This is a genomic window from Pseudomonas sp. App30 (genome assembly GCF_047947025.1).
In the GTDB taxonomy this organism is placed as follows: Bacteria; Pseudomonadota; Gammaproteobacteria; order Pseudomonadales; family Pseudomonadaceae; genus Aquipseudomonas.
In genome coordinates this window covers 6,247,218-6,266,528 of the sequence record NZ_CP133165.1, presented here as the reverse complement: position 1 = coordinate 6,266,528, position 19,311 = coordinate 6,247,218, and the positions used below count along the sequence as shown (strand labels likewise).

General features: G+C 67.1%; 14 protein-coding genes. 10 read left to right on the top strand and 4 right to left on the bottom strand.

Features of this window, described 5'->3' with window-relative positions; all coding sequences use genetic code 11:
- Positions 1–16: 16 nt before the first annotated feature.
- From RAM80_RS28890 to RAM80_RS28880, 3 genes are all read left to right on the top strand, one after another.
- Entirely contained in the window at positions 17–2,473 is a 2,457-nt protein-coding gene (locus RAM80_RS28890; protein WP_416423785.1) for a TonB-dependent siderophore receptor, read from the top strand.
- A gap of 96 nt (positions 2,474–2,569) precedes the next feature.
- Entirely contained in the window at positions 2,570–3,406 is an 837-nt protein-coding gene (locus RAM80_RS28885) for a helix-turn-helix domain-containing protein (RefSeq protein ID WP_416423784.1), read from the top strand.
- A 94-nt stretch (positions 3,407–3,500) separates the two neighbouring features.
- Positions 3,501–3,989 carry a winged helix-turn-helix domain-containing protein gene (locus RAM80_RS28880; RefSeq protein ID WP_416423783.1) on the top strand — a complete coding sequence of 163 codons (489 nt, stop codon included), beginning with the start codon at positions 3,501–3,503 and terminating at the stop codon, positions 3,987–3,989.
- Between the two features lie 43 nt (positions 3,990–4,032).
- Here RAM80_RS28880 and RAM80_RS28875 read toward each other — a convergent pair whose 3' ends face one another.
- Positions 4,033–4,908, bottom strand: a complete 876-nt coding sequence (locus RAM80_RS28875; RefSeq protein WP_416423782.1) for a LysR substrate-binding domain-containing protein — start codon at positions 4,906–4,908, stop codon at positions 4,033–4,035.
- A 145-nt stretch (positions 4,909–5,053) separates the two neighbouring features.
- Between RAM80_RS28875 and RAM80_RS28870 the strand changes: the two genes are divergently transcribed.
- Complete coding sequence (locus tag RAM80_RS28870) at positions 5,054–6,346, top strand: NAD(P)/FAD-dependent oxidoreductase (protein WP_416423781.1); 1,293 nt, start codon at positions 5,054–5,056, stop codon at positions 6,344–6,346.
- Between the two features lie 35 nt (positions 6,347–6,381).
- Positions 6,382–7,470 carry a polyamine ABC transporter substrate-binding protein gene (locus RAM80_RS28865; protein ID WP_416423780.1) on the top strand — a complete coding sequence of 363 codons (1,089 nt, stop codon included), beginning with the start codon at positions 6,382–6,384 and terminating at the stop codon, positions 7,468–7,470.
- Positions 7,471–7,566: 96 nt separating this feature from the next.
- Here the strand turns inward: RAM80_RS28865 and RAM80_RS28860 are convergent, their stop codons facing one another.
- Complete coding sequence (locus RAM80_RS28860) at positions 7,567–9,951, bottom strand: efflux RND transporter permease subunit (protein ID WP_416423779.1); 2,385 nt, start codon at positions 9,949–9,951, stop codon at positions 7,567–7,569.
- On the bottom strand, positions 9,948–10,979 hold the full coding sequence (locus RAM80_RS28855; RefSeq protein WP_416423778.1) for a WD40/YVTN/BNR-like repeat-containing protein: 1,032 nt from the start codon (positions 10,977–10,979) through the stop codon (positions 9,948–9,950). The genes RAM80_RS28860 and RAM80_RS28855 overlap by 4 nt, the downstream gene beginning before the upstream one ends.
- A 182-nt stretch (positions 10,980–11,161) precedes the next feature.
- Here RAM80_RS28855 and RAM80_RS28850 point away from each other — a divergent pair, with 182 nt between their 5' ends.
- The 5 genes from RAM80_RS28850 (at position 11,162) to RAM80_RS28830 (ending at position 18,040) form a co-directional block, all read left to right on the top strand.
- A complete protein-coding gene (locus tag RAM80_RS28850; protein ID WP_416423777.1) occupies positions 11,162–12,991 on the top strand; it encodes a DUF1302 domain-containing protein in 1,830 nt (609 codons plus the stop codon).
- Between the two features lie 16 nt (positions 12,992–13,007).
- A complete protein-coding gene (locus RAM80_RS28845; protein WP_416423776.1) occupies positions 13,008–14,360 on the top strand; it encodes a DUF1329 domain-containing protein in 1,353 nt (450 codons plus the stop codon).
- 126 nt (positions 14,361–14,486) lie between these two features.
- Positions 14,487–15,404, top strand: coding sequence for a LysR family transcriptional regulator (locus tag RAM80_RS28840; protein WP_416423775.1), 918 nt, complete (start codon positions 14,487–14,489; stop codon positions 15,402–15,404).
- 200 nt (positions 15,405–15,604) lie between these two features.
- Positions 15,605–16,855, top strand: coding sequence for an MFS transporter (locus RAM80_RS28835; protein ID WP_416423774.1), 1,251 nt, complete (start codon positions 15,605–15,607; stop codon positions 16,853–16,855).
- A 102-nt stretch (positions 16,856–16,957) separates the two neighbouring features.
- A complete protein-coding gene (locus tag RAM80_RS28830) occupies positions 16,958–18,040 on the top strand; it encodes a M14 family metallopeptidase (RefSeq protein ID WP_416423773.1) in 1,083 nt (360 codons plus the stop codon).
- 21 nt (positions 18,041–18,061) lie between these two features.
- Here RAM80_RS28830 and RAM80_RS28825 read toward each other — a convergent pair whose 3' ends face one another.
- Positions 18,062–19,006 (bottom strand): 2-hydroxyacid dehydrogenase, encoded by a 945-nt coding sequence (locus RAM80_RS28825; RefSeq protein ID WP_416423772.1) that lies wholly within the window; start codon positions 19,004–19,006, stop codon positions 18,062–18,064.
- Between the last annotated feature and the right edge of the window lie 305 nt (positions 19,007–19,311).

Genomic DNA, 19,311 nt, shown 5'->3' with positions numbered 1-19,311 from the left:
GGGACGGCATAGCTACATGAACGCCCCATTCCTTCCCTTCGAGATTCCCGACGTGACCCAGCGCGCCACCCTTTCGCTTCGCCCCCGCCTGCTCAACCAGGCGCTGCGCCGCGCCCTGCTGTGCGGCAGCCTCTGCGCGCCCCTGGCCCAGGCCGCCGACCCGCTGCAGATCGACATCCAGGCCGGCAGCCTGGACAGTGCCCTGACCCAGCTGAGCCGTAGCCTGGGCGTCAACATCATCGTTGACCCACAGCTGCTGGCCGGCAAGCGCAGCGCCGGCCTGCACGGGCGCTTCACCGCCGACCAGGCGCTGCAGCAGTTGCTGGCCGCCAGCAGCCTGAACGTGGTGAAGCAGCCCGACGGCTTCGTGCTGGTGCCGGCGGCACCGGCCAGCACCGCGCTGGACCTGACGCCCACCGAAATCACCAGCAACCAGCTGGGCAACATCACCGAGGGCACCGGCTCCTACACCCCGGGCCTGCTCGGCACTGCCACCCGCCTGGTGCTCAGCCCCCGGCAGACCCCGCAGTCGGTGACGGTGGTGACGCGCCAGCACATGGACGACTTCGCCCTGGACAACGTCGACGACGTGATGCGCCACACGCCCGGCATCACCGTGTCGGCGTACGACAGCGACCGCTCGAACTACTACGTCCGCGGTTTCTCCATCAACAATTTCCAGTACGACGGCATTCCCTCGGCAGTGCGCAACGTCGGCTATTCGGCAGGCAACACCCTCAGCGACATGGCCATCTACGACCGCATCGAAGTGCTCAAGGGCTCGCCCGGCCTGCTGGTGGGCGCCGGCTCGCTGGGCGGGACCATCAACCTGATCCGCAAGAAACCCACCGCCGATTTCCAGGGCCACGTGAGCCTGGGCGCCGGCTCGTGGGACAATTACCGCAGCGAGGTCGACGTCAGTGGCCCGCTCACCCCCACCGGCAACGTCCGTGGCCGCGCCGTCGCCGCCTTCCAGGACAAGCAGTCGTTCATGGACCGCTACAGCAGCAAGGCCGAGGTGTACTACGGCATCCTCGAATTCGACCTGTCGCCCGACACCCTGCTGACCGTGGGCGGCGACTACCAGGACAACACCCCGCGCGGTTCCACCTGGTCGGGCAGCTTCCCGCTGATCAACGCCCAGGGCGAGCGCAACAGCGTCAAGCGCTCGTTCAGCAACGCCGCCGACTGGAGCAGCTGGCGCCAGTACACGCGCACGCTGTTCGCCACCGTCGAGCATCAGCTGGGCGATGGCTGGGTGAGCAAGCTGCAGCTGGACCACAAGCTCAACGGCTACGACGCGCAGATGGGCACTATCCAGGGCAACACCCCGGCCGCTGACGGCACCGCCCGCATCACCGCCCAGCGCTACCGCGGCGACACCACCAGCGACGCCGCCGATGCCTATGTCAGCGGCCCGTTCAACCTGTTCGGCCGCGAGCACGAGGTGGTGCTGGGCGGCTCCATCAGCAAGGCCCACTGGGATGGCAAGGGCTACTGGGAAGTGACCTTCCCCAGCGGCAACCAGCTGGACTTCTACAATTGGCACGGCAACGTCGACAAACCCTACTGGGGCACGGCGCAGCAGGTGAATGACGACGTGATTCGCCAGACCGGGGTGTACCTGGCCACGCGCCTGGCGGTCACCGACGACCTGCATTTCATCCTCGGCGGGCGGCTGGTGAACTACACCCTCACCGGCACCACCGACACCTACCGCGAGAGTGGCCGGGTCATCCCATATGCGGGCGCCGTCTACGACCTGACGAAGCAGTTCTCGGTGTACGCCAGCTACACCGACATCTTCATCCCGCAGGACTATTACAACCTCGACCGCAACGGCAAGCTGCTCGACCCCGACGAAGGCGAGAACTACGAGACCGGCATCAAGGGCGAATTCTTCGACGGCCGCCTGAACGCCAGCCTGGCGTATTTCCAGGTGAAGGAAAGCAACCGCCCGGTCTCGGACGACGCCTACAACAACCAGAGCCCGACGCCGCCCAACTACGCCTTCAAGGGCACCGACGCGCAGACCAAGGGCTTCGAGGCAGAGGTGTCCGGGCAACTGGCCAAGGGCTGGCAGCTGCAGGCCGGCTTCACCCACAAGGTGGTGCGCGACGACGGCAACGAGAAAATCTCCACCTTCGAGCCCGAGAACCAGCTCACCCTGTACACCACCTACAACCTGCCGGGTGCACTCAGCCAATGGACCGTGGGCGGTGGCGGCCGCTGGCAGAGCCGGGCCTGGCAGGCGATCTGGAACTCGCCCCATGACGAGTATGAAACCTTCGAGCAGAAGGCCTATTGGGTGGCGGACCTGATGACCAAATACCAGATCACCCCACAGCTGTCGGCCACGGTGAACCTCAACAATCTGTTCGACAAGTACTACTACACCAACATCGGCTTCTATAACTCGGCGGTGTACGGTGAACCGCGCAACGTGATGGTGACCACCCGCTGGGACTTTTGACCGCCGTGCCCCCGGACGCAGCCTGCGGCAGCTGCTACGCGGGTGGGGTGTTGTGGTTTACACTGCGGCGGCCTGCGCATACACGGAGTCAGCTTCATGGCCTACCTGTCACCCAAGCTTGGCGGCGCGTCCACCGGGGTGTTCTGCCTGGAGACCAGCGACACCAGCGGCTATACCGTCGACTGGCACGCCCACGACGGTGACATGCTGCTGTTGCCACGCCTGGGCGGCCTGCTGCTGGCCACCGAAAGCAACCCGCAGGCCTACCTGTCGAGCCAGTCGTTCTCCTTCGTGCCCGCCGGCTTCGCCCACGCCACCCAGGCGGCGCCGGGCCGGGAGAAACACATGACGCTGTACGTCGACCCCGGCTACGTGCGGCACCAGGGCCAGGCCTGCGGCTACCGCGGCTTCGCCCGGCAGCTTGACCGTTCCGGGGTGTGGCCGGCCAGCCCGGCGCTGGAGAATATCCTGCGCCTGCACGACCAACTGCAGCACGGCACGTCGCCCCAGGCCTTCGCGCAGCAGTTGCCGCACCTCAACCAGCTGCTGTTCACCGAGTGCGCCCGGCTCATTGCCAGCCAGCCGGCGCACGCCCGGCCCCGCGACCACCAGCAACAGGCCCTGCTGGTGCAGGACATCCAGCGCTACGTGCGGGAAAACCTCGACCGGGACCTGTCGGTGGACGCCATCGGCCATGAGTTTCACCTGTCCCGGCGCCAGCTGACGCGCGTCTTCAAGGCCGTCAGCGAGCAGACCCTGGTGGAGTTCATCAGTCGTGCGCGGGTGGAAAGCGCCGCCCACCTGCTGTCGGCCACCTCGCTGTCGATCCTCGACGTCAGCCTGGCGGTGGGGCTGCAGTCGCCCTCCTACCTGGCCCGGCTGTTCCAGCGTTTGCTGGGCGTGGCACCCAGCGAGCTGCGCCGCCCCGCCTGAGGCCCAAACGGGCGCGCCCATGGCCCGATCGGGCGCATGCCGGCGCCCGGCCTTGGGCACACTGGCGGCGGGCAACGAACTCCGGGGAACGACCATGATTCGCGTGGGTGAAGCAACTGTCTGCATCGAGCGGCGTGAGGCCTTTGTGGCGGGCATGCCGGTGGCCCTGGGCAGCCGCGCCTTCGATGTGCTGGAAACGCTGATCGCCAGCCCCAACCAGCTGGTCAGCAAACAGGCGCTGCTGGACGCCGCCTGGCCCGACCTGTGTGTCGAGGAAAACAACCTCGCCGTGCAGGTCAATGCCCTGCGCCGCCACCTGAAGCTTGACCGCACCACCCTGCAGACCCTGCCCGGCAAGGGCTACCGCCTGCACATCAGGCCGGTGCCGGGCTGCGCGGCGCTCACCACTGACCGCGGCGTACTGGAAATCGAGTATGTGGAGTCGGTGGGCCTGGTCAGCCGCGTGCGCGGCAAGGAGGCGATCCGCGCCTTCCTGGGGGCGTTGTTGAGCAAGGTGCCGGAGTTCGAGGCGCATAACGTACGCTTCCAGATCGACCTGCCAGAGCACCTGCACCCTGAATAATTACACCGGCCGCGTTGGGGCCGGACGCCGCCTGCGGCAGCTGCTACTGGCTGGCCTGGGCCTGGAACCACTGCATCACCTGCGCGCAGGCCGGGTGGCTGGCGGCCGCGGGCTGCGGGCACAGGGCGTAGACGCCGCCGGTGCGCAGCGCCGGGCCGAACGGCACCACCAGCACCCCGCGGTCCAGGGACTCCTGGGCCAGGGTCTGGTCGGTGACGGCCACGCCCAGGCCCCGGGCAGCGGCGTCCAGCGCCAGTTCGTCGAGGTTGAAGGGAATGTGCCGGTAGTCGGCCAGCGGCCGTTTGCCGTGGGCCGCCAGCCAGTCGCGCCAGGCCTGGCGATCGGCCGAGCGGTGCAGCAGGGGGAAGCGCAGCAGGTCGTCCAGCCCTGACAACGGCCCCAGCCCCGGCGCGCACACCGGTATCAGCGCTTCCTCGAACAGGGTCAGGCAGGCCGGGTCGGTGGGCGCCTGTGGCAGGTACAGTATGAACGCATCGCTGTCGCTGGACGGCTCCACCACCTCGGTGGCCACGGTTTCGATGGCCAGCGCCACTTCGGGGTGGCGCAGGTAGAAATCGCTGAGCTTGGGCAGCAGCCAGCGCACCGCCAGCGACACGTGCATGCGAATCCGAAACGGCCGCTTCTGCGGTGCCAGGCGTTCATGCAGCGCCTTCAACTGCGCCAGGATCTGCCGCGCGCTGGCCAGCACCTGCTCGCCCTCCGGCGTCACCTGCAGCCCACGGCTGTTGCGCAACAGCAGCGGCACGCCGAAATGGCTTTCCAGCTGCTGCACCTTGCGGCTCACCGCGCTCTGGGTCAGGCACAGGGCGTTGGCGGCCAGGGTGAAGCTGCCGCTGTCCGCCACTTCCACCAGCGCTTGCAGGCCTTGCAGCGACGGCACATGCCGATTGTTATCCATGCGTTTTCCGAATAGACGAATGCGAATTTAACGTTGGCCGCAGCCCGCGCCACCTCATAAATTGTAGCCACGACGGCCAACCACCGAAAGCCATCATGCCTATTTCGCATGCGTGGCCGGGGCCCGCACCTTATCGAGGCAAACCATGAACAATCACTGTGGCTGGATAGCGCTGGCAGGCACTGCCGCCCCGCGGGCCCGCCTGCACGGCAACCAGCAGGCCGACTTCCTGATCATCGGCGCCGGCATCACCGGCCTCAGCGCCGCCCATGCGCTGGCCGAAGCGCACCCCCAGGCGCGCATCGTCGTGCTCGACCGGCAACGCGCCGCCCAAGGCGCCTCGGCGCGCAATTCCGGGTTTGCCGTGGCCCACGAACACCCTGCAGCCCTTGAGCTGATCGGCCAGCCGGGGTTTGCCGGCTACCAGGCCGACACCGCCATTTCCCGCGCGGCCAACGATGCATTGCGTCAGCGACTGGCGCGGCTGGCAATCGACTGCGAGTTCCGCGACGACGGCTACCTGTTTGCGGTCAACGACCCGGCCAAGCTCACCGACATCGACGCTACCCTGGCCACCCTGCGCGCCGTGGGTGCCCAGGCCCGCTTCCTGCAAGGCGCGGCGTTGCAGCAGCGCCTGGGCACCGGCCATTACCAGGCGGCCATCGAGTGCGCAGGCGGCAACGCCCTGCTGCAACCGGCGAAATACGTGCGCGGCCTGCTCGACACCCTGCCCGCCTCGGTCACGGTGCACGAACACACCGCGGTCACCGCCCTCGAACGGCTGGCCAGTGGTGGGTTACGTGCGGTTGCCGCACACGGCAGCGTCACGGCGCCACGGGTGCTGGTGTGCCTGAACGCCTTCATCGCCCGCAGCGGCCTGGCCGCCAGCGCCACCTTCCCCATGGAACTCAGCGCCAGCCTGACCCGCCCCCTGAGCGAGCAGGAACTGGGCGACACCCAGCCCTGGGGCGTGCTGTCCACCCGCCCGCTGGGCGCCACCGTGCGGCTGACCCCGGACCGCCGGGTGATGATCCGCAACACCGCCGAATACCGCGGCACCGATCTTACCGACGCGCAGCTGCTGCAGCGCCGCCAGCACCACCTGCAAGGCCTGCAACGGCGCTTCCCGTGGCTGACGGCCGAGGACATTCGCTACACCTGGACCGGCCACCTCAGCGCCTCGCGCTCGGGCCAGCCGTACTTCGCCGAGGTGGAACGCGGCCTGTACGCGGTGGCCGGCTGCAACGGCTCGGGCGTGGCCCGCGGCACCCTCTGGGGCCAGCTGCTGGCGGAACTGGCCAGCGACCAGCGCTCGCCGCTGCTGGACGCCGTGCTCGAGCGCGCCCGCCCCGGCTGGCTGCCGCCCAAGCCGCTGCTGGACATCGGCGCCTGGCTGCGCATGCGCGTGGAAACCGTGCGCGCCCGCAGCGAAATCTGAACAACAATAACCTCAACCCCGACAGGTCCTGGAACATGCGCGCACTCACGCTTTGCACCGCCACCCTGCTGTCCACCGTCGTCCTGGCCGCCCACGCCGACGAGCAGGTGAGCATCTCCAACTGGAACGGCTACATCGCCGACGACACCCTGGTGAACTTCACCCAGGCCACCGGCATCAAGGCCACCTACGACCTGCACGACAGCAACGAGGTGCTGGAGTCGAAACTGATGACCGGCAACTCCGGCTACGACGTGGTCAGCCCCTCCAACCACTTCCTCTCGCGGCTGATCAAGGCCGGCGCCATCCAGAAGCTGGACAAGAGCCAGCTGCCCAACTGGCAGCACCTGGACCCAGTGCTGATGAAGAAACTGGAGACCAACGACCCCGGCAACCAGTACGGCTTCCCCTACATGTGGGGCACCGCCGGCATCGGCTACAACGTCGAGAAGATCAAGGCGATATTCGGCAGCACCGACGTTACCCAGTCGTGGAGCCTGTTCTTCGACGAAGCCAACATCAAGAAGCTCAGCCAGTGCGGCGTGGCGATCATCGACAACCCCACCCAGGTGCTGCCCATCACCCTCAACTACCTGGGCCTGCCGCACCACAGCCATGAGCCCGCCGACTACCAGCAGGCCGAGGCGGCGCTGCTGAAGATCCGCCCGTACATCCAGTACTTCCACGCCTCCAAGTACGTCAGCGACCTGGCCAACGGCAACATCTGCGCGGTGATCGGCTTCAACGGCGACATCGTCCAGGCCGCCGCCAGCGCCAAGGAAGCCCACAACGGCATCAACATCGCCTATTCAATTCCGAAAGAGGGCTCGACCCTTTGGATGGACATGGTGGTGATGCCCAAGGCCGCGCCCCACGAAAAGAACGCCTACGCCTACATGAACTACCTGCTCACACCCCAGGTAATTGCCAACATCAGCAACAGCATCCACTACGCCAACCCCAACAGTGGCGCCGAGGCCTACCTGACGCCTGCGGTGAAGAACGACCCGGCTATCTACCCGCCCAAGGACGTGCTGGACCGGGTGTTCATCGTCGAGGACCTGCCGCCGGCCATCGCCCGCCTGACCACCCGGCTGTGGACCAAGCTCAAGACCAACACCTGACCCCGTCGTCCGCGTAACGCCCGGACGCAGCCTGCGGCAGCTGCTACGCGAGGTGCCGTGTAGCAGCTGCGGGGCGGCCATCCGCCGCAGGCCGCGTCAGTGCGCGAATATCGACCCCCCCGCCTTGCCCGCCATCTTCTCCGGCTTGATCAGGAACCGCGCCAACGCCGGCAGCAGCCACAGCGCACCAAACATGTTCCACAGCAGCATGAACGTCAGCATCAGGCCCATGTCGGCCTGGAACTTGATGGCCGAGAAGATCCAGGTGCACACGCCGATCGCCAGGCACAGGCCGGTGAACAGCACCGCCTTGCCGGTGGATTTCAGCGTCTGGTAATAGGCTTCCTGCAGCGGCAGGCCCGCGCGCAGGAAGCTCTCCAGGCGGCTGTAGATGTAGATGCCGTAGTCCACCCCAATGCCCACGCCCAGCGCCACCACCGGCAGGGTCGCGACCTTGACGCCGATGCCCATGAACGCCATCAGCGCGTTGCCCAGCACCGAGGTCAGCACTAGTGGCAGCACGATGCACAGCGTCGCGGCGAACGAGCGGAAGGTGATCAGGCACATCACCGCCACGCAGATGTACACCAGGATCAGGATAGTCAGCTCGGCCTGCTTGATCACCTCGTTGGTGGCCGCCTCGATGCCGGCGTTACCCGCCGCCAGCTGGAACTGCAGGCCGTCGCTGTCATGGCTGGCGGCGAACTGCTTGATCACCGCCACGGCGCGGTCGAGGGTCTCGGCCTTGTGGTCGTTGAGGAACACCAGCAGCGGCGCCAGCGAGCAATTGCCGTTGTACAGGCCATCGGCGCGGGCCACCGAGCTGTTGAGCACCTCGGGGTTGCGCGACAGGCTTTCCCACTTGAGGTTACCCTCGTTCATGCCCTTGATCACCTGCTTGCTCACGGTGACCAGCGACACCGTCGACTGCACCCCGGCGGTGTTGTCCAGCTGCCACATCAGCTCGTCCATCGGCTGCATGGTCTCGTAGCGCGAGCAGCCTTCGGCGGCGGTCTGCACCATCACCACCAGCACGTCGGAGCTGGTGGCGTAGTGGTCGATGATGAACTGGTTGTCCTGGTTGTAGCGAGAGTCGGGGCGCAGCTCCGGGGCACCCTGGTCGAGGTCGCCGATCTTCAGGTTGTGGCCGTACCACAGGCCGCCACCCAGGGCGATCAACGCCAGCGCGACCGACACCGGCGCCACTTTCGGGCTGGCAAAGTTCGCCAGCGCGCGCCAGAACGGGTGCTCGCGCACCGCGTCCTTCTTGCTGCGCTCAATGGCGCGTTTGCTGATGCCCACGTAGGAAATCGCCACCGGCAGCAGGATCAGGTTGGTGAACACGATCACCGCCACGCCGATCGAGGCGCCGATGGCCAGCTCGCGGATCACGCCGATGTCGATGATCAGCAGGGTGATGAAGCCCACGGCGTCGGCCAGAATCGCGATCATGCCCGGCAAAAACAGCTGGCGGAAGGTGCGCCGCGCTGCGGTCAGGGCGTTGTCGGCGTCGCTGGACTGCAGGGCGATGCCGTTGATTTTCTGCACGCCGTGGGAGATGCCGATGGCGAAGATCAGGAACGGCACCAGCATCGAATACGGGTCCAGGCCGAAGCCGAACGCGTGCATCAGCCCCAGCTGCCAGACCACCGCCACCAGCGTGGTGCTGAGCACGGCGATGGTGCTGCGCAAACAATTGGTGAAGAAATACAGCAGCACCAGGGTAATGACGAAGGCGACGCCGAAGAACATCACCACCATGATCAGGCCGTCGATCAGGTCGCCGACCTTCTTGGCGAAGCCGACGATGTGCACCTTGACGTTGGGGTTCTGCGCCTGGAACTTGTCGCGGATCTTTTCCTCAAGGCTGTGGGAAAACTTCTGGTAGTCCAGGCTCAGCAGCTTGCCCTGGTCGTTGGGGTCGGGGTAGGACTCCAGCAGCGGGATCTCGACGATGCTCGACTTGAAGTCGTTGGCCACCAGCCGCCCCACCTGGCCGGACTTGAGGATGTTGCTGCGCAGCAATTCGAGGCTGTCGGCCGAGCCGTTGTAGCTCTGCGGAATCACCTCGCCGCCGGCAAACCCCTCCTCGGTGACCTCGGTCCAGCGCACGCTGGGGCTCCACAACGACTTCATGCCCGAGCGGTCGACGCCGGGAATGTAGAACGCCTCGTCGTTGATCTGCCGCAGGGTCTCCATGTAGTCCTTGTTGAAGATGTCGCCGTTCACCGCCTCCACCGAGATACGCACGGTGTTGCCCAGGTTGGCCAGGTCATTGCGGTGTTCAAGCATGCGCTGGATAAACGGATGCTTGAGCGGGATCATCTTCTCGAAGCTGGTGGAGGGACGAATCTGTGTGGCTTGCCAGAACAGGAAGAGGCTGGCCAGCAGGCAGAGAATGATGACCGCGGGGCGGTTGTTGAAGATCAGGCGTTCCAGCAGGGTGCCCTGGGGTGCCGGGAAGCGTTGCTGAATGCTCATGGTTGCACGGCCTCGCTGCCGTTGAGGGTGGCGCGATGCGCACCGTTTTCGCCTACCAGCAGCAGGCCGTCGCCAGCGGCTGCTGCGGCCGCCAGGGCCTGGCGGTCCGGGCGGGTGACGCGGCTGAAGCGCTGGCCGTCGTCGACGCTGCGCAGCACCGTGCCGCCCTCGCCCACCAGCACCAGCGTGCCGTCGTGCAACAGCCGGGCGTTGGCCAGGCCGGCGTCCAGCGGCCCGCGTTCGCCCTGCACGGCGATGGCTTGCCAGCTGTCACCGAAGTCGGTGGAACGGAACACATGGCCGCGCAGGCCGAACACCAGCAAGGTGCGGGGCTGGGCGGTGGCGACGGCGCCGAACAGCGTTCCCTCGTAGGGGCCTTGCAGGCGCTGCCAGCTGGCACCGCCGTCCGCGGAACGGAACATCAGGCCCTGCTCGCCGACGATCACCAGGCCCGCGTCCTTCACCGCGGCAATGGCGTTGAGGTGCAGCTGGTCGGGGTTGTCCAGCCGTGCGCTGGCGTCCTGCCAGTGGCTGCCACCGTCCTCGGTCACCAGCAGCGCACCGTAGGCGCCCACGGCGAAACCGTGGCTGACGTTCTCGAACCACACCCCCAGCAACGGCGCCTGCCGCGCCGGGTCCTGGAACTGCAGGGCCCAGGTGGCGCCGCCGTCGGCCGTGGCGAGGATCTGCGCGTCGTGCCCCACCGCCCAGCCGTGCTGGGCATCGACGAAGTACACCGCCGTCAGCAGTTGCTGGCTCGGCACGCTCGCCTGGCGCCAGCTGCGGCCCTGGTCATCGGACAGCAACACATGGCCGCGCTCGCCCACTGCCACCTGCCGCGTGCCGACGCTGGCGACGTCGGTCAACAACCCCGACGCCGCCCGTGGCAGTTCGCCGGCCTGCACGGCCCCGGCCATCACCAGCGCCAGCCACCAGGCGCCCCCCTTGCCCACCCTCAACCGCTGCCTCGCCACCGCACTCGCTCCCATGACTGTCGCCGCCACCCCCAGGGCGCGGCCCGGGGCCATTCTAGGGAGCCGCCCCAGGCCCACGCACTTCACCTTTGGCTATAGGCATAAGAATTTGCTGGAAGGCAGAACCCGGCGCGCTCCCTACCATGCGGCAGACCTGGAGCACAGGGGATATCACCAGCAGCCAGCGGGGCAACTGACCCCGCGTCTTAGCCATGCAGGTTTTGGGGGAGAGCAGCGTGAACACGATAAAAACCTTGGGGACACTGTATCCCCACACCCTGGCAATGGCCGTGGCCCTTGCCGGCGCCGCGCCGGCCATGGCAGCGGATTTCAGCATCGGCGACATCGAGGGCCACCTGGACTCGACGCTGTCCATCGGCGCCAGCTTCGGCACCGCCAACCCGGACAAGCAGTTCATCGGCACCGCCAACGGCGGCCACGCCGCCACCCGCACCAGCGACGACGGGCGCCTGAACTTCAAGAAGGGCCAGGCGTTTTCGGAGATCTTCAAGGGCGTGCACGACCTGCAGCTCAAGTACCAGGACAGCGGCGTGTTCATCCGCGCCAAGTACTGGTACGACTACGCCGTGGAGCACGGCAACACGCACCTCTACGACATTGACGACAGCGGCCGCGACGAGGCCGCCAAGGGCCAGGGCGCAGAGATTCTCGACGCCTTCGTGTACCACAACTACAGCATCGCCGACCTGCCGGGCAGCGTGCGTGCCGGCAAGCAGGTGGTCAGCTGGGGCGAGAGCACCTTCATCGGCAACTCCATCAACGCCATTAACCCGGTGGACGTCTCGGCCCTGCGCCGCCCCGGCTCCGAGGTCAAGGAGGGGCTGATCCCGGTGAACATGCTGTACGTCAGCCAAGGCCTGAGCGACAACCTGTCGGTGGAAGCCTTCTACCAGCTGACCTGGCAGAAGACCGAGCTGGACAACTGCGGCACCTTCTTCGGCAGCGACGTGGCCGCCAAGGGCTGCACCCAGGGCATGACCATCAACGGTAGCGACTTCGACCGCACGGCCAGCAACTACGGCTACGTGCCGCGCGGCAGTGACGACGATGCGCGCAACAGCGGCCAGTTCGGCGTGTCGCTGCACTGGACCGTGCCGCAGCTCAACGACACCGAGTTCGGCTTCTACGCCCTCAACTATCACGCGCGCAACCCGGAGTTCAACTGGACCGTGGGCAAAGGCGCGCTGGCCGACCCGGTGGGCGGGCTGAGCGGCAAGGGCGGCGTGAGCACCGCCACCTATTACCTCACCTACCCCGAGGACATCCACCTGTACGGCCTGAGCTTCGCCACCAACGTCGGCGCCACGGCGCTGTCGGGCGAGATCAGCTACCGGCCGAACATGCCCATGTCGCTCAACGCCAGCGACGTCTCCAACGCTGCCGTGCTGGGCTCGGCCGCCACCAGCCCGCTGGTCAACGCCGGCCTGCCGATTTTCAGCAGCGGCTGGGCCAGCTCGACCTACGGCTCGACCATCCAGGGCTACAAACGCATGCCCTACACCCAGGCGCAGACCACCGCGGTGCGCACCTTCGACCACGTGCTGGGCGGCGACCGCCTGAGCCTGGTGGGCGAAGTGGGGATGGGCTACATCAGCGGCCTGGGCGCCACCGACGGCTCGGACCTGCGCTTTGGCCGCAGCAGCGTCTACGGCAACGGCGCGCTGGCCGACGCCGGCACCGCCTTGCTGCTGGGCGGGCTGTCGGGCAACGCCATCTGCCAGGCGCTGAACAGCTCCAACCCCGGCCAGTGCAACAGCAAGGGCTACTACACGCCGATCTCCTGGGGCTACCGCCTGCGCGCGGTGGAGGAATACAGCGACGTGTTCGCCGGGGTCAACCTCAAGCCCAACGTCACCTTCTCACACGACGTGCGCGGCAACGGCCCGACCTTCACCGAGGGCAGCAAGGCCATCAGCGTGGGCGTGGATGCCGACTACCTGACCAAATACACCGCCAGCCTCAGCTACACCAACTTCTTCGGCGGCGATTACAACACCAACACTGACCGTGACTTCGTCGCCTTGAGCGTCGGCGTCAGCTTCTGATCCTGCGAGGTACCCGATGAAACACTTGCACCTGTTTACCCTGAGCCTGTGCCTGCTGGCGTCCCACGTGCACGCCGCGGTGACCGCCGACCAGGCCGCGCGCCTGGGCGCCGACCTCACCCCGGTGGGCGCGCAGAAGGCCGGCAACGCCGACGGCAGCATCCCGGCCTGGACCGGCGGCCTGCCGGTGAACGCCGGCAAGGTCGACGCCGACGGCTTCCTGGCCGACCCGTTCGCCAGCGAAAAGCCGCTGTTCGTGATCACCCAGGCCAACGCCGCGCAGTACAAGGACAAGCTCACCCCGGGCCAGCTGGCGCTGTTCGCCCGCTACCCCGACAGCTACCGCATTCCCGTGTACCCCAGCCACCGCACGGTGAGCCTGCCCGACAAGAGCCTGGCCGCCACCCGCCAGAACGCCACCGACACGCAGCTGGTGGCCGGCGGCAACGGCCTGGAACACTACCACCCCGGCGCGGTGCCCTTCCCGCTTCCCAAGGACGGCCTGGAGGTGATCTGGAACCTGATCGGCCGCTACCGTGGCGACACCATGAAACGCATCGTCATGCAGGCCTCGCCCCAGGCCAACGGCGACTTCACCCCCACCGTGCTCAAGCAGGAGCTGGCCTTCCCCACCGGCCTGAGCGACTACGACCCGCAGGAGCAGGCGAATATCCTCAGCTTCTACCGCGAGGAGTTCCTGGCCCCGGCGCGCATGGTCGGTGGCGTGCTGCTGGTGCACGAGACCGTGGACCAGGTGAAGGAGCCGCGCGAGGCCTGGATGTACAACGCCGGCCAGCGCCGGGTGCGCCGCGCGCCGCAGGTGGCCTATGACAGCCCGGCCGCCGAAGGCCTGCGCACCTACGACGACTTCGACCTGTTCAACGGCGCCCCGGACCGCTTCGACTGGAAGCTGGTGGGCAAGCAGGAGCTGTACATCCCCTACAACAGCTACCGCCTGGAAGCGCCGACGCTCAAGTACACCGACATCGTCAAGGCCGGCCATATCAACCAGGACCTGACCCGCTACGAGCTGCACCGGGTGTGGCACCTGACCGCGACGCTGAAGCCGGGCGAGCGGCATATCTATTCGCGGCGTGATATCTACATCGACGAAGACAGCTGGCAAGGCGCCGAGACCGAGGCCTACGACGGCCACGGCGCGCTGTGGCGGGTGTCGGAGGGCCATGCGAGCTTCTTCTACAACGTCAAGGCGCCGTCATTCGCCGCCGAGGTGCACTACGACCTGCTGTCGGGGCGCTACGCGGTGAACTCGCTGCACAACGAGGAGAAGAACGGCTACACCTTCAACGTCCCCATGAGCCGCAAGGACTTCACCCCGTCGGCGTTGCGGGTGACCGGCATTCGCTAAAAGCGGACGCGGCCTGGCGGCCGCTGCTACGGTGTTCGCGAATCCCGTAGCAGCGGCCGCCAGGCCGCCTCATAGGCCCGAATTTTGCTTTGAATTCATGAACATCCTGAAGTTCGGCGAGTGCTCATGAAGTTGCATCAACTGCGGGCCATGGTCTCCATCTGTGAAAGCGGCAGTATCCAGGAGGCCTCGCGCCTGCTGCATATCTCCCAGCCGGCCCTGTCCAAGGGCATCAAGGAACTGGAAGCGGAGCTGGGCGTGCCGCTGCTGATCCGCTCCAACCGCGGCATCACCGCCACCGAGTACGGTGAACGGCTGGTGCGCCGCGCACGCCTGATCCTCGAGGAAGTGCGCCGCGCACGCGAGGAAATCGAGACGCTCAAGGGCGTGATGGACGGCAAGCTGTCCATCGGCGTGTCACCGGTGACGCCGGGGCCGCAGTTCGTCAACAGCCTCAACCGTTACCGCAAACGTTACCCAAAGGTGCACATCCAGATCCACGAGCTGCGCCCTTCCAAGCTGATGGAGGGCCTGCGCGAGGGTTTGCTGGACATGGCCCTGACCTCCCTGCCCGCCGCGCGCTGCACCGATGGCTTCCATTGGGTGGAGCTGTTCGAACAACCCGCGGTGCTGGCCGTGCGCACCGGCCACCCCAGTGCCGGCGCCACCAGCCTGGCCGAACTGCGCGAGCTGGACTGGCTGCTGCAGGACTCCATGGAGCAGTCCAAGGTGAACATGATGTTCGAGCACCATGCCATCGCCTGGCCCGACAACGTCATCGAGTGCGCCTCGGTGGTGCTGTTTTCCGAGATGGCCGCCACCAGCGATGCGGTCAGCTACTGGTCGCAGCGCATTCTCGACCGCACGCAGAATTTCACCAACGGCCTGCAGGTGCTGAAGATCGCCGAGCCGGTGCCGCCGATGAACATCTCGCTGGTGTGCCGCGACCAGGAGCTGATGACGCGCGAGGCCAAGGCGCTGGCCGATGAGCTGATCTATGTGTACAAGAGCCCGCATGCGGTGAAGGCGCCGGAGCTGGCCTGACACCCGTAGCCGCTGCCGAAGGCTGCGCTGGCCCTGTGCCTCACTGAAAATCTCCGGTGTTCACACCGGCCAGCGCAGCCTTCGGCAGCGGCTACGGTCGCCATAACCAGCCCTGATAAGCATGTGCAGAGGTGATTATCCAGGCGCAGGGGGCTGGGGCATGCTGTGGCCATCGCAACTCCACCGCACAAGGATTTCCCATGAGAGCGCCCCCGCGCCGCCCCTTGGTGATCGGCCTGCTGATGGCCGTGATGGTCATCAGCGTGCTGGACAAGACCATCTTCGCCTTCGCCGGCCCGCAGATCATCGATGAACTGCAGCTGAGCGCCGAGCAGTTCGGCTTCGTCGGCAGCGCGTTTTTCTTCCTGTATTCGCTGTCGGGCATCGCCGTGGGCTTCCTCGCCAACCGCTTTCCCACCCGCTGGATTCTAGCCCTGATGGCGCTGGTGTGGACCAGCGCGCAGCTGCTGGTGACCTTCGCCAGCGGCCTGGCGGCGCTGACCGCCAGCCGCCTGCTGCTGGGCGCCGGTTGTGGCCCGGGCACGGCGGTTACCCAGCACGCCAGCTTCAAGTGGTACGCCGCCGACAAGCAGGTGCTGCCGGCGTCGCTGCTGCAGGTGTCGATCATGCTGGGCGGCCTGCTGGGCGCTATCGCCCTGCCCTTCAGCATTGCCCATTTTGGCTGGCGCTCGGCCTACCTGCTGTTGGCAGGCCTGAGCCTGGCGTGGATGCTGGCCTGGTGGCTGTTCGGCGCCGAAGGCAGCCAAGGGGCAGCACCGCAAGCGGCGAGCCCGACCGTGCCCTACCGGCACCTGCTGCTCAACCGCACCTTCGTGTGGATCTCGCTGATGTGCTTCCTGGCCTACCTGCCCAACGCGCTGTCGTTCAGCTGGTCGGCGGTGTACCTGCAGAAAGGCCTGGGCCTGGGCAGCATGCAGGCCGGCTACGTGCTGTTTGCCGCCACCTTGAGCATCATCGTCATCAACCTGCTGCTGTCGGCGCTGTCCCAGCGCCTGCTCAAAGGCGGCGCCAGCGTGCAGCGCAGCCTGGTGCTGCCGCCCATGGCCTGCTGCATCCTCGGCGGCCTGGCCTTCTGCGCCCTGGGCACGCTGACCGCCGGGCTGGCCATGAAGCTGGCGTGCTACGTGCTGGGCGGCGTGCTGCTCAACGGCGTGTTCGCCTTCGGCATGACCATCACCTCGCACATCTCGCCGCTGCGCCAGCGCGGCGCCATGCTGGCGATTCACGTGGGCAGCATGACCCTGTCGGGCATGTTCGCGCCCTGGGCCGTGGGCCGGCTGGTCACGCTGTTCGACGGTGACATCGCCCGCGGCTTCGAGACCGCGCTGCACGGCATCGGCGTGGCCGCCATGGTCTGCGCGGCGCTGGGGCTGGTGATCATCGCGCCGGCGCGCACGCGCCAAGCCCTGCAGGCGCGCTGGGCCGGCTGAACCCCCCTGTTTTCCATTGCTTGACCCACGGCGCGCGGGCCTGCCCCGCGCGGCGCCTGCCTGCGCGCGCCGTTCCCGTTCGTTGCCTACCAGGACCCTCGCATGAACCTTTCCGTGTTTGCTTCAAGCTACGCCCAGGCGCGCCAACAGTTTCTGCTGGCCTGCGCGCGCCGCGGCCTCGCCGTGCAGTCGCACGTGCACCCGCACACCGGCAGTGACAATGAAACCCTGGCCCTGGACGTGTGCCGGGTGGGCGCGCCCGACGCGCGCAACCTGATGGTGATCAGCAGCGGCTGCCATGGCATCGAGGGCTTTTGTGGCTCGGCGGTGCAGCTGGATCTGTTGAACGACGACAGCTGGATGGCGCTGACCGAACAGCAGGACCTGGCCGTGCTGTACCTGCACGCGCTCAACCCCTACGGGTTTTCGTGGCTGCGGCGGGTGACCCATGAAAACGTCGACCTGAACCGCAACTTCCTCGATTTCAGCCAGCCCCAGCCGGCCAACCCCGGCTACGCCGCCATTGCCCAGCGGCTGCTGCCCGAGCAGTGGCCGCCGTCGCGCATCAACGAACTGAAGCTGATGCTGCAGGTGCTGCGCAAGGGCCGCAAGGCACTGCAAGCGGCCATCTCCAGCGGCCAGGCGAGCCACCCCGACGGGCTGTTCTTCAGCGGCACCGCGCCCACCTGGAGCAACCAGCGGGTGCGCCAGGTGCTGCGCGAACACGCCCAGGCCTGCCAGCGCATCGGCTGGATCGACCTGCACACCGGGCTGGGCCCGATGGGCGTGGGCGAACGCATCTACAAAGGCCCGGCCAGCGCCGACGACCTGGCCCGGGCCAAGGCCTGGTGGGGTCCTGCGGTGACCAACAGCTTCGACGGCAGCTCCACCTCGGCGCACCTGCGCGGCACCCTCGACCTGGCCGTGATGGAAGAATGCCCGCAGGCCCAGTACAACGGCCTGACCCTGGAATACGGCACCCAGCCCGGCCCGCAAGTGCTGCAGGCGCTGCGCGCCGAACAGTGGCTGCAGCGCCACCCGCGCACCGGCGCCGAGCAACGCCAGCGCATCAAACAGCAGATACGCGAGGCGTTCTACGTGGAGACTGATGAGTGGAAGCGCCGGGTGCTGGAGCAGGCCCGCGAGGTGTGCCGGCAGACGGTGGACGGCCTGCTCACCCGATAAAGCCCCCTAACAGCAAAGGGGTTACACCGGGGTGAGCGGGCGCTTGCCGTTGTAGAACCAGCCCTCGATGTTCTTCCACACCAGGTCGCCCATGGCCTGGCGGGTTTCCTGGGTGCCGCTGCCCACGTGTGGCAGCAGCACCACGTTGTCCATCGCCAACAGGCTTTCGGGCACCTGCGGTTCGGCCTCGAACACATCCAGGCCGGCGCCGGCGATGGTGCCCTGCTGCAGCGCCTGGATCAGCGCCGGCTGGTCCACCACCGAACCGCGGGCGATGTTGATCAGGAAGCCCTTGCTGCCCAGCAACGCCAGGCGCCGCCCGTCGATCAGGCGGTCGGTGGCCTTGCCGCCCGGCACTGCCAGCACCAGCACGTCGCAGGCGCTGATCATCGCGTCGAGGTCGGCGAAGTAGCGGTAGTCGACCCCCGCCTTGGGGCTGCGGTTGTGGTACAGGATCTCCATGTCGAACGCCGCCGCCCGCCTGGCGATGGCCTGGCCGATGTTGCCCAGGCCGACGATGCCCAGCTTCTTGCCGCCGACCTTCACCGCCACCGGGAAGCGCGCTTGGGGCCACTTGCCGGCACGCACGTAGCGGTCGGCCTCGGTGAAGCGGCGCAAGGTGTCGAGAATCAGGCCCATGGCCGTGTCCGCCACGCAATCGTCCAGCACCTGCGGGGTGTTGGTGACCACGATGCCGCGGTCGCGGGCCACGTCCACGGCGATGGCGTCATAGCCCACGCCGAAACTGAAGATGGCCTCCAGGTTGGGCAACTGCCCCAGCAACGCCGCGCTGGCCCCGTACACCCCGCTGGTGACCAAGGCCTTGATGCTGGCGCCGTGGGCCTGCAGCCAGGCCTGCTGGTCGGCCAGTTCCCAGTAGTGGGTGGCGGCGAAGTGGGTGTCTACCGCTGTTTGCAGACTGGGCAGCAAGGGGCCTGCGATAAGGACTGGGGTGGGCTGGGTCATGGGAGCTCCTGGGGTAGTTGTTGTGCGAAGCGGGTGAAGTCATCGTACAACTTAGCAGAAGTGTACGCAAAGGACGCGGCCTGCGGCCGCTGCTACACCCCGTCCTGTAGCAGCAACTGTCTTGAAACCGCGTTGCCTGCATCGCGACTAAAGTCGGCTCCTACGCCGTCCGTGGTAGGAGCCGGCCTTGGCCGCGATGCAGGCGACGCGCATTCGCGGGCATACCGCGCCGTAGCTACGCGGGTTTGGTGTAGCCGCAGCACCTGTAGCAGCGGCCGCAGGCCGCGTCCCACCCACACCAGCGA

Coding starts and splice junctions, on each gene's coding strand:
- RAM80_RS28860 (WP_416423779.1), bottom strand. CDS start 9,951: ATGAGCATTCAGCAACGCTTCCCGGCACCCCAGGGCACCCTGCTGGAA.
- RAM80_RS28835 (WP_416423774.1), top strand. CDS start 15,605: ATGAGAGCGCCCCCGCGCCGCCCCTTGGTGATCGGCCTGCTGATGGCC.
- RAM80_RS28845 (WP_416423776.1), top strand. CDS start 13,008: ATGAAACACTTGCACCTGTTTACCCTGAGCCTGTGCCTGCTGGCGTCC.
- RAM80_RS28865 (WP_416423780.1), top strand. CDS start 6,382: ATGCGCGCACTCACGCTTTGCACCGCCACCCTGCTGTCCACCGTCGTC.
- RAM80_RS28890 (WP_416423785.1), top strand. CDS start 17: ATGAACGCCCCATTCCTTCCCTTCGAGATTCCCGACGTGACCCAGCGC.
- RAM80_RS28830 (WP_416423773.1), top strand. CDS start 16,958: ATGAACCTTTCCGTGTTTGCTTCAAGCTACGCCCAGGCGCGCCAACAG.
- RAM80_RS28875 (WP_416423782.1), bottom strand. CDS start 4,908: ATGGATAACAATCGGCATGTGCCGTCGCTGCAAGGCCTGCAAGCGCTG.
- RAM80_RS28840 (WP_416423775.1), top strand. CDS start 14,487: ATGAAGTTGCATCAACTGCGGGCCATGGTCTCCATCTGTGAAAGCGGC.
- RAM80_RS28855 (WP_416423778.1), bottom strand. CDS start 10,979: ATGGCCCCGGGCCGCGCCCTGGGGGTGGCGGCGACAGTCATGGGAGCG.
- RAM80_RS28870 (WP_416423781.1), top strand. CDS start 5,054: ATGAACAATCACTGTGGCTGGATAGCGCTGGCAGGCACTGCCGCCCCG.
- RAM80_RS28885 (WP_416423784.1), top strand. CDS start 2,570: ATGGCCTACCTGTCACCCAAGCTTGGCGGCGCGTCCACCGGGGTGTTC.
- RAM80_RS28880 (WP_416423783.1), top strand. CDS start 3,501: ATGATTCGCGTGGGTGAAGCAACTGTCTGCATCGAGCGGCGTGAGGCC.
- RAM80_RS28825 (WP_416423772.1), bottom strand. CDS start 19,006: ATGACCCAGCCCACCCCAGTCCTTATCGCAGGCCCCTTGCTGCCCAGT.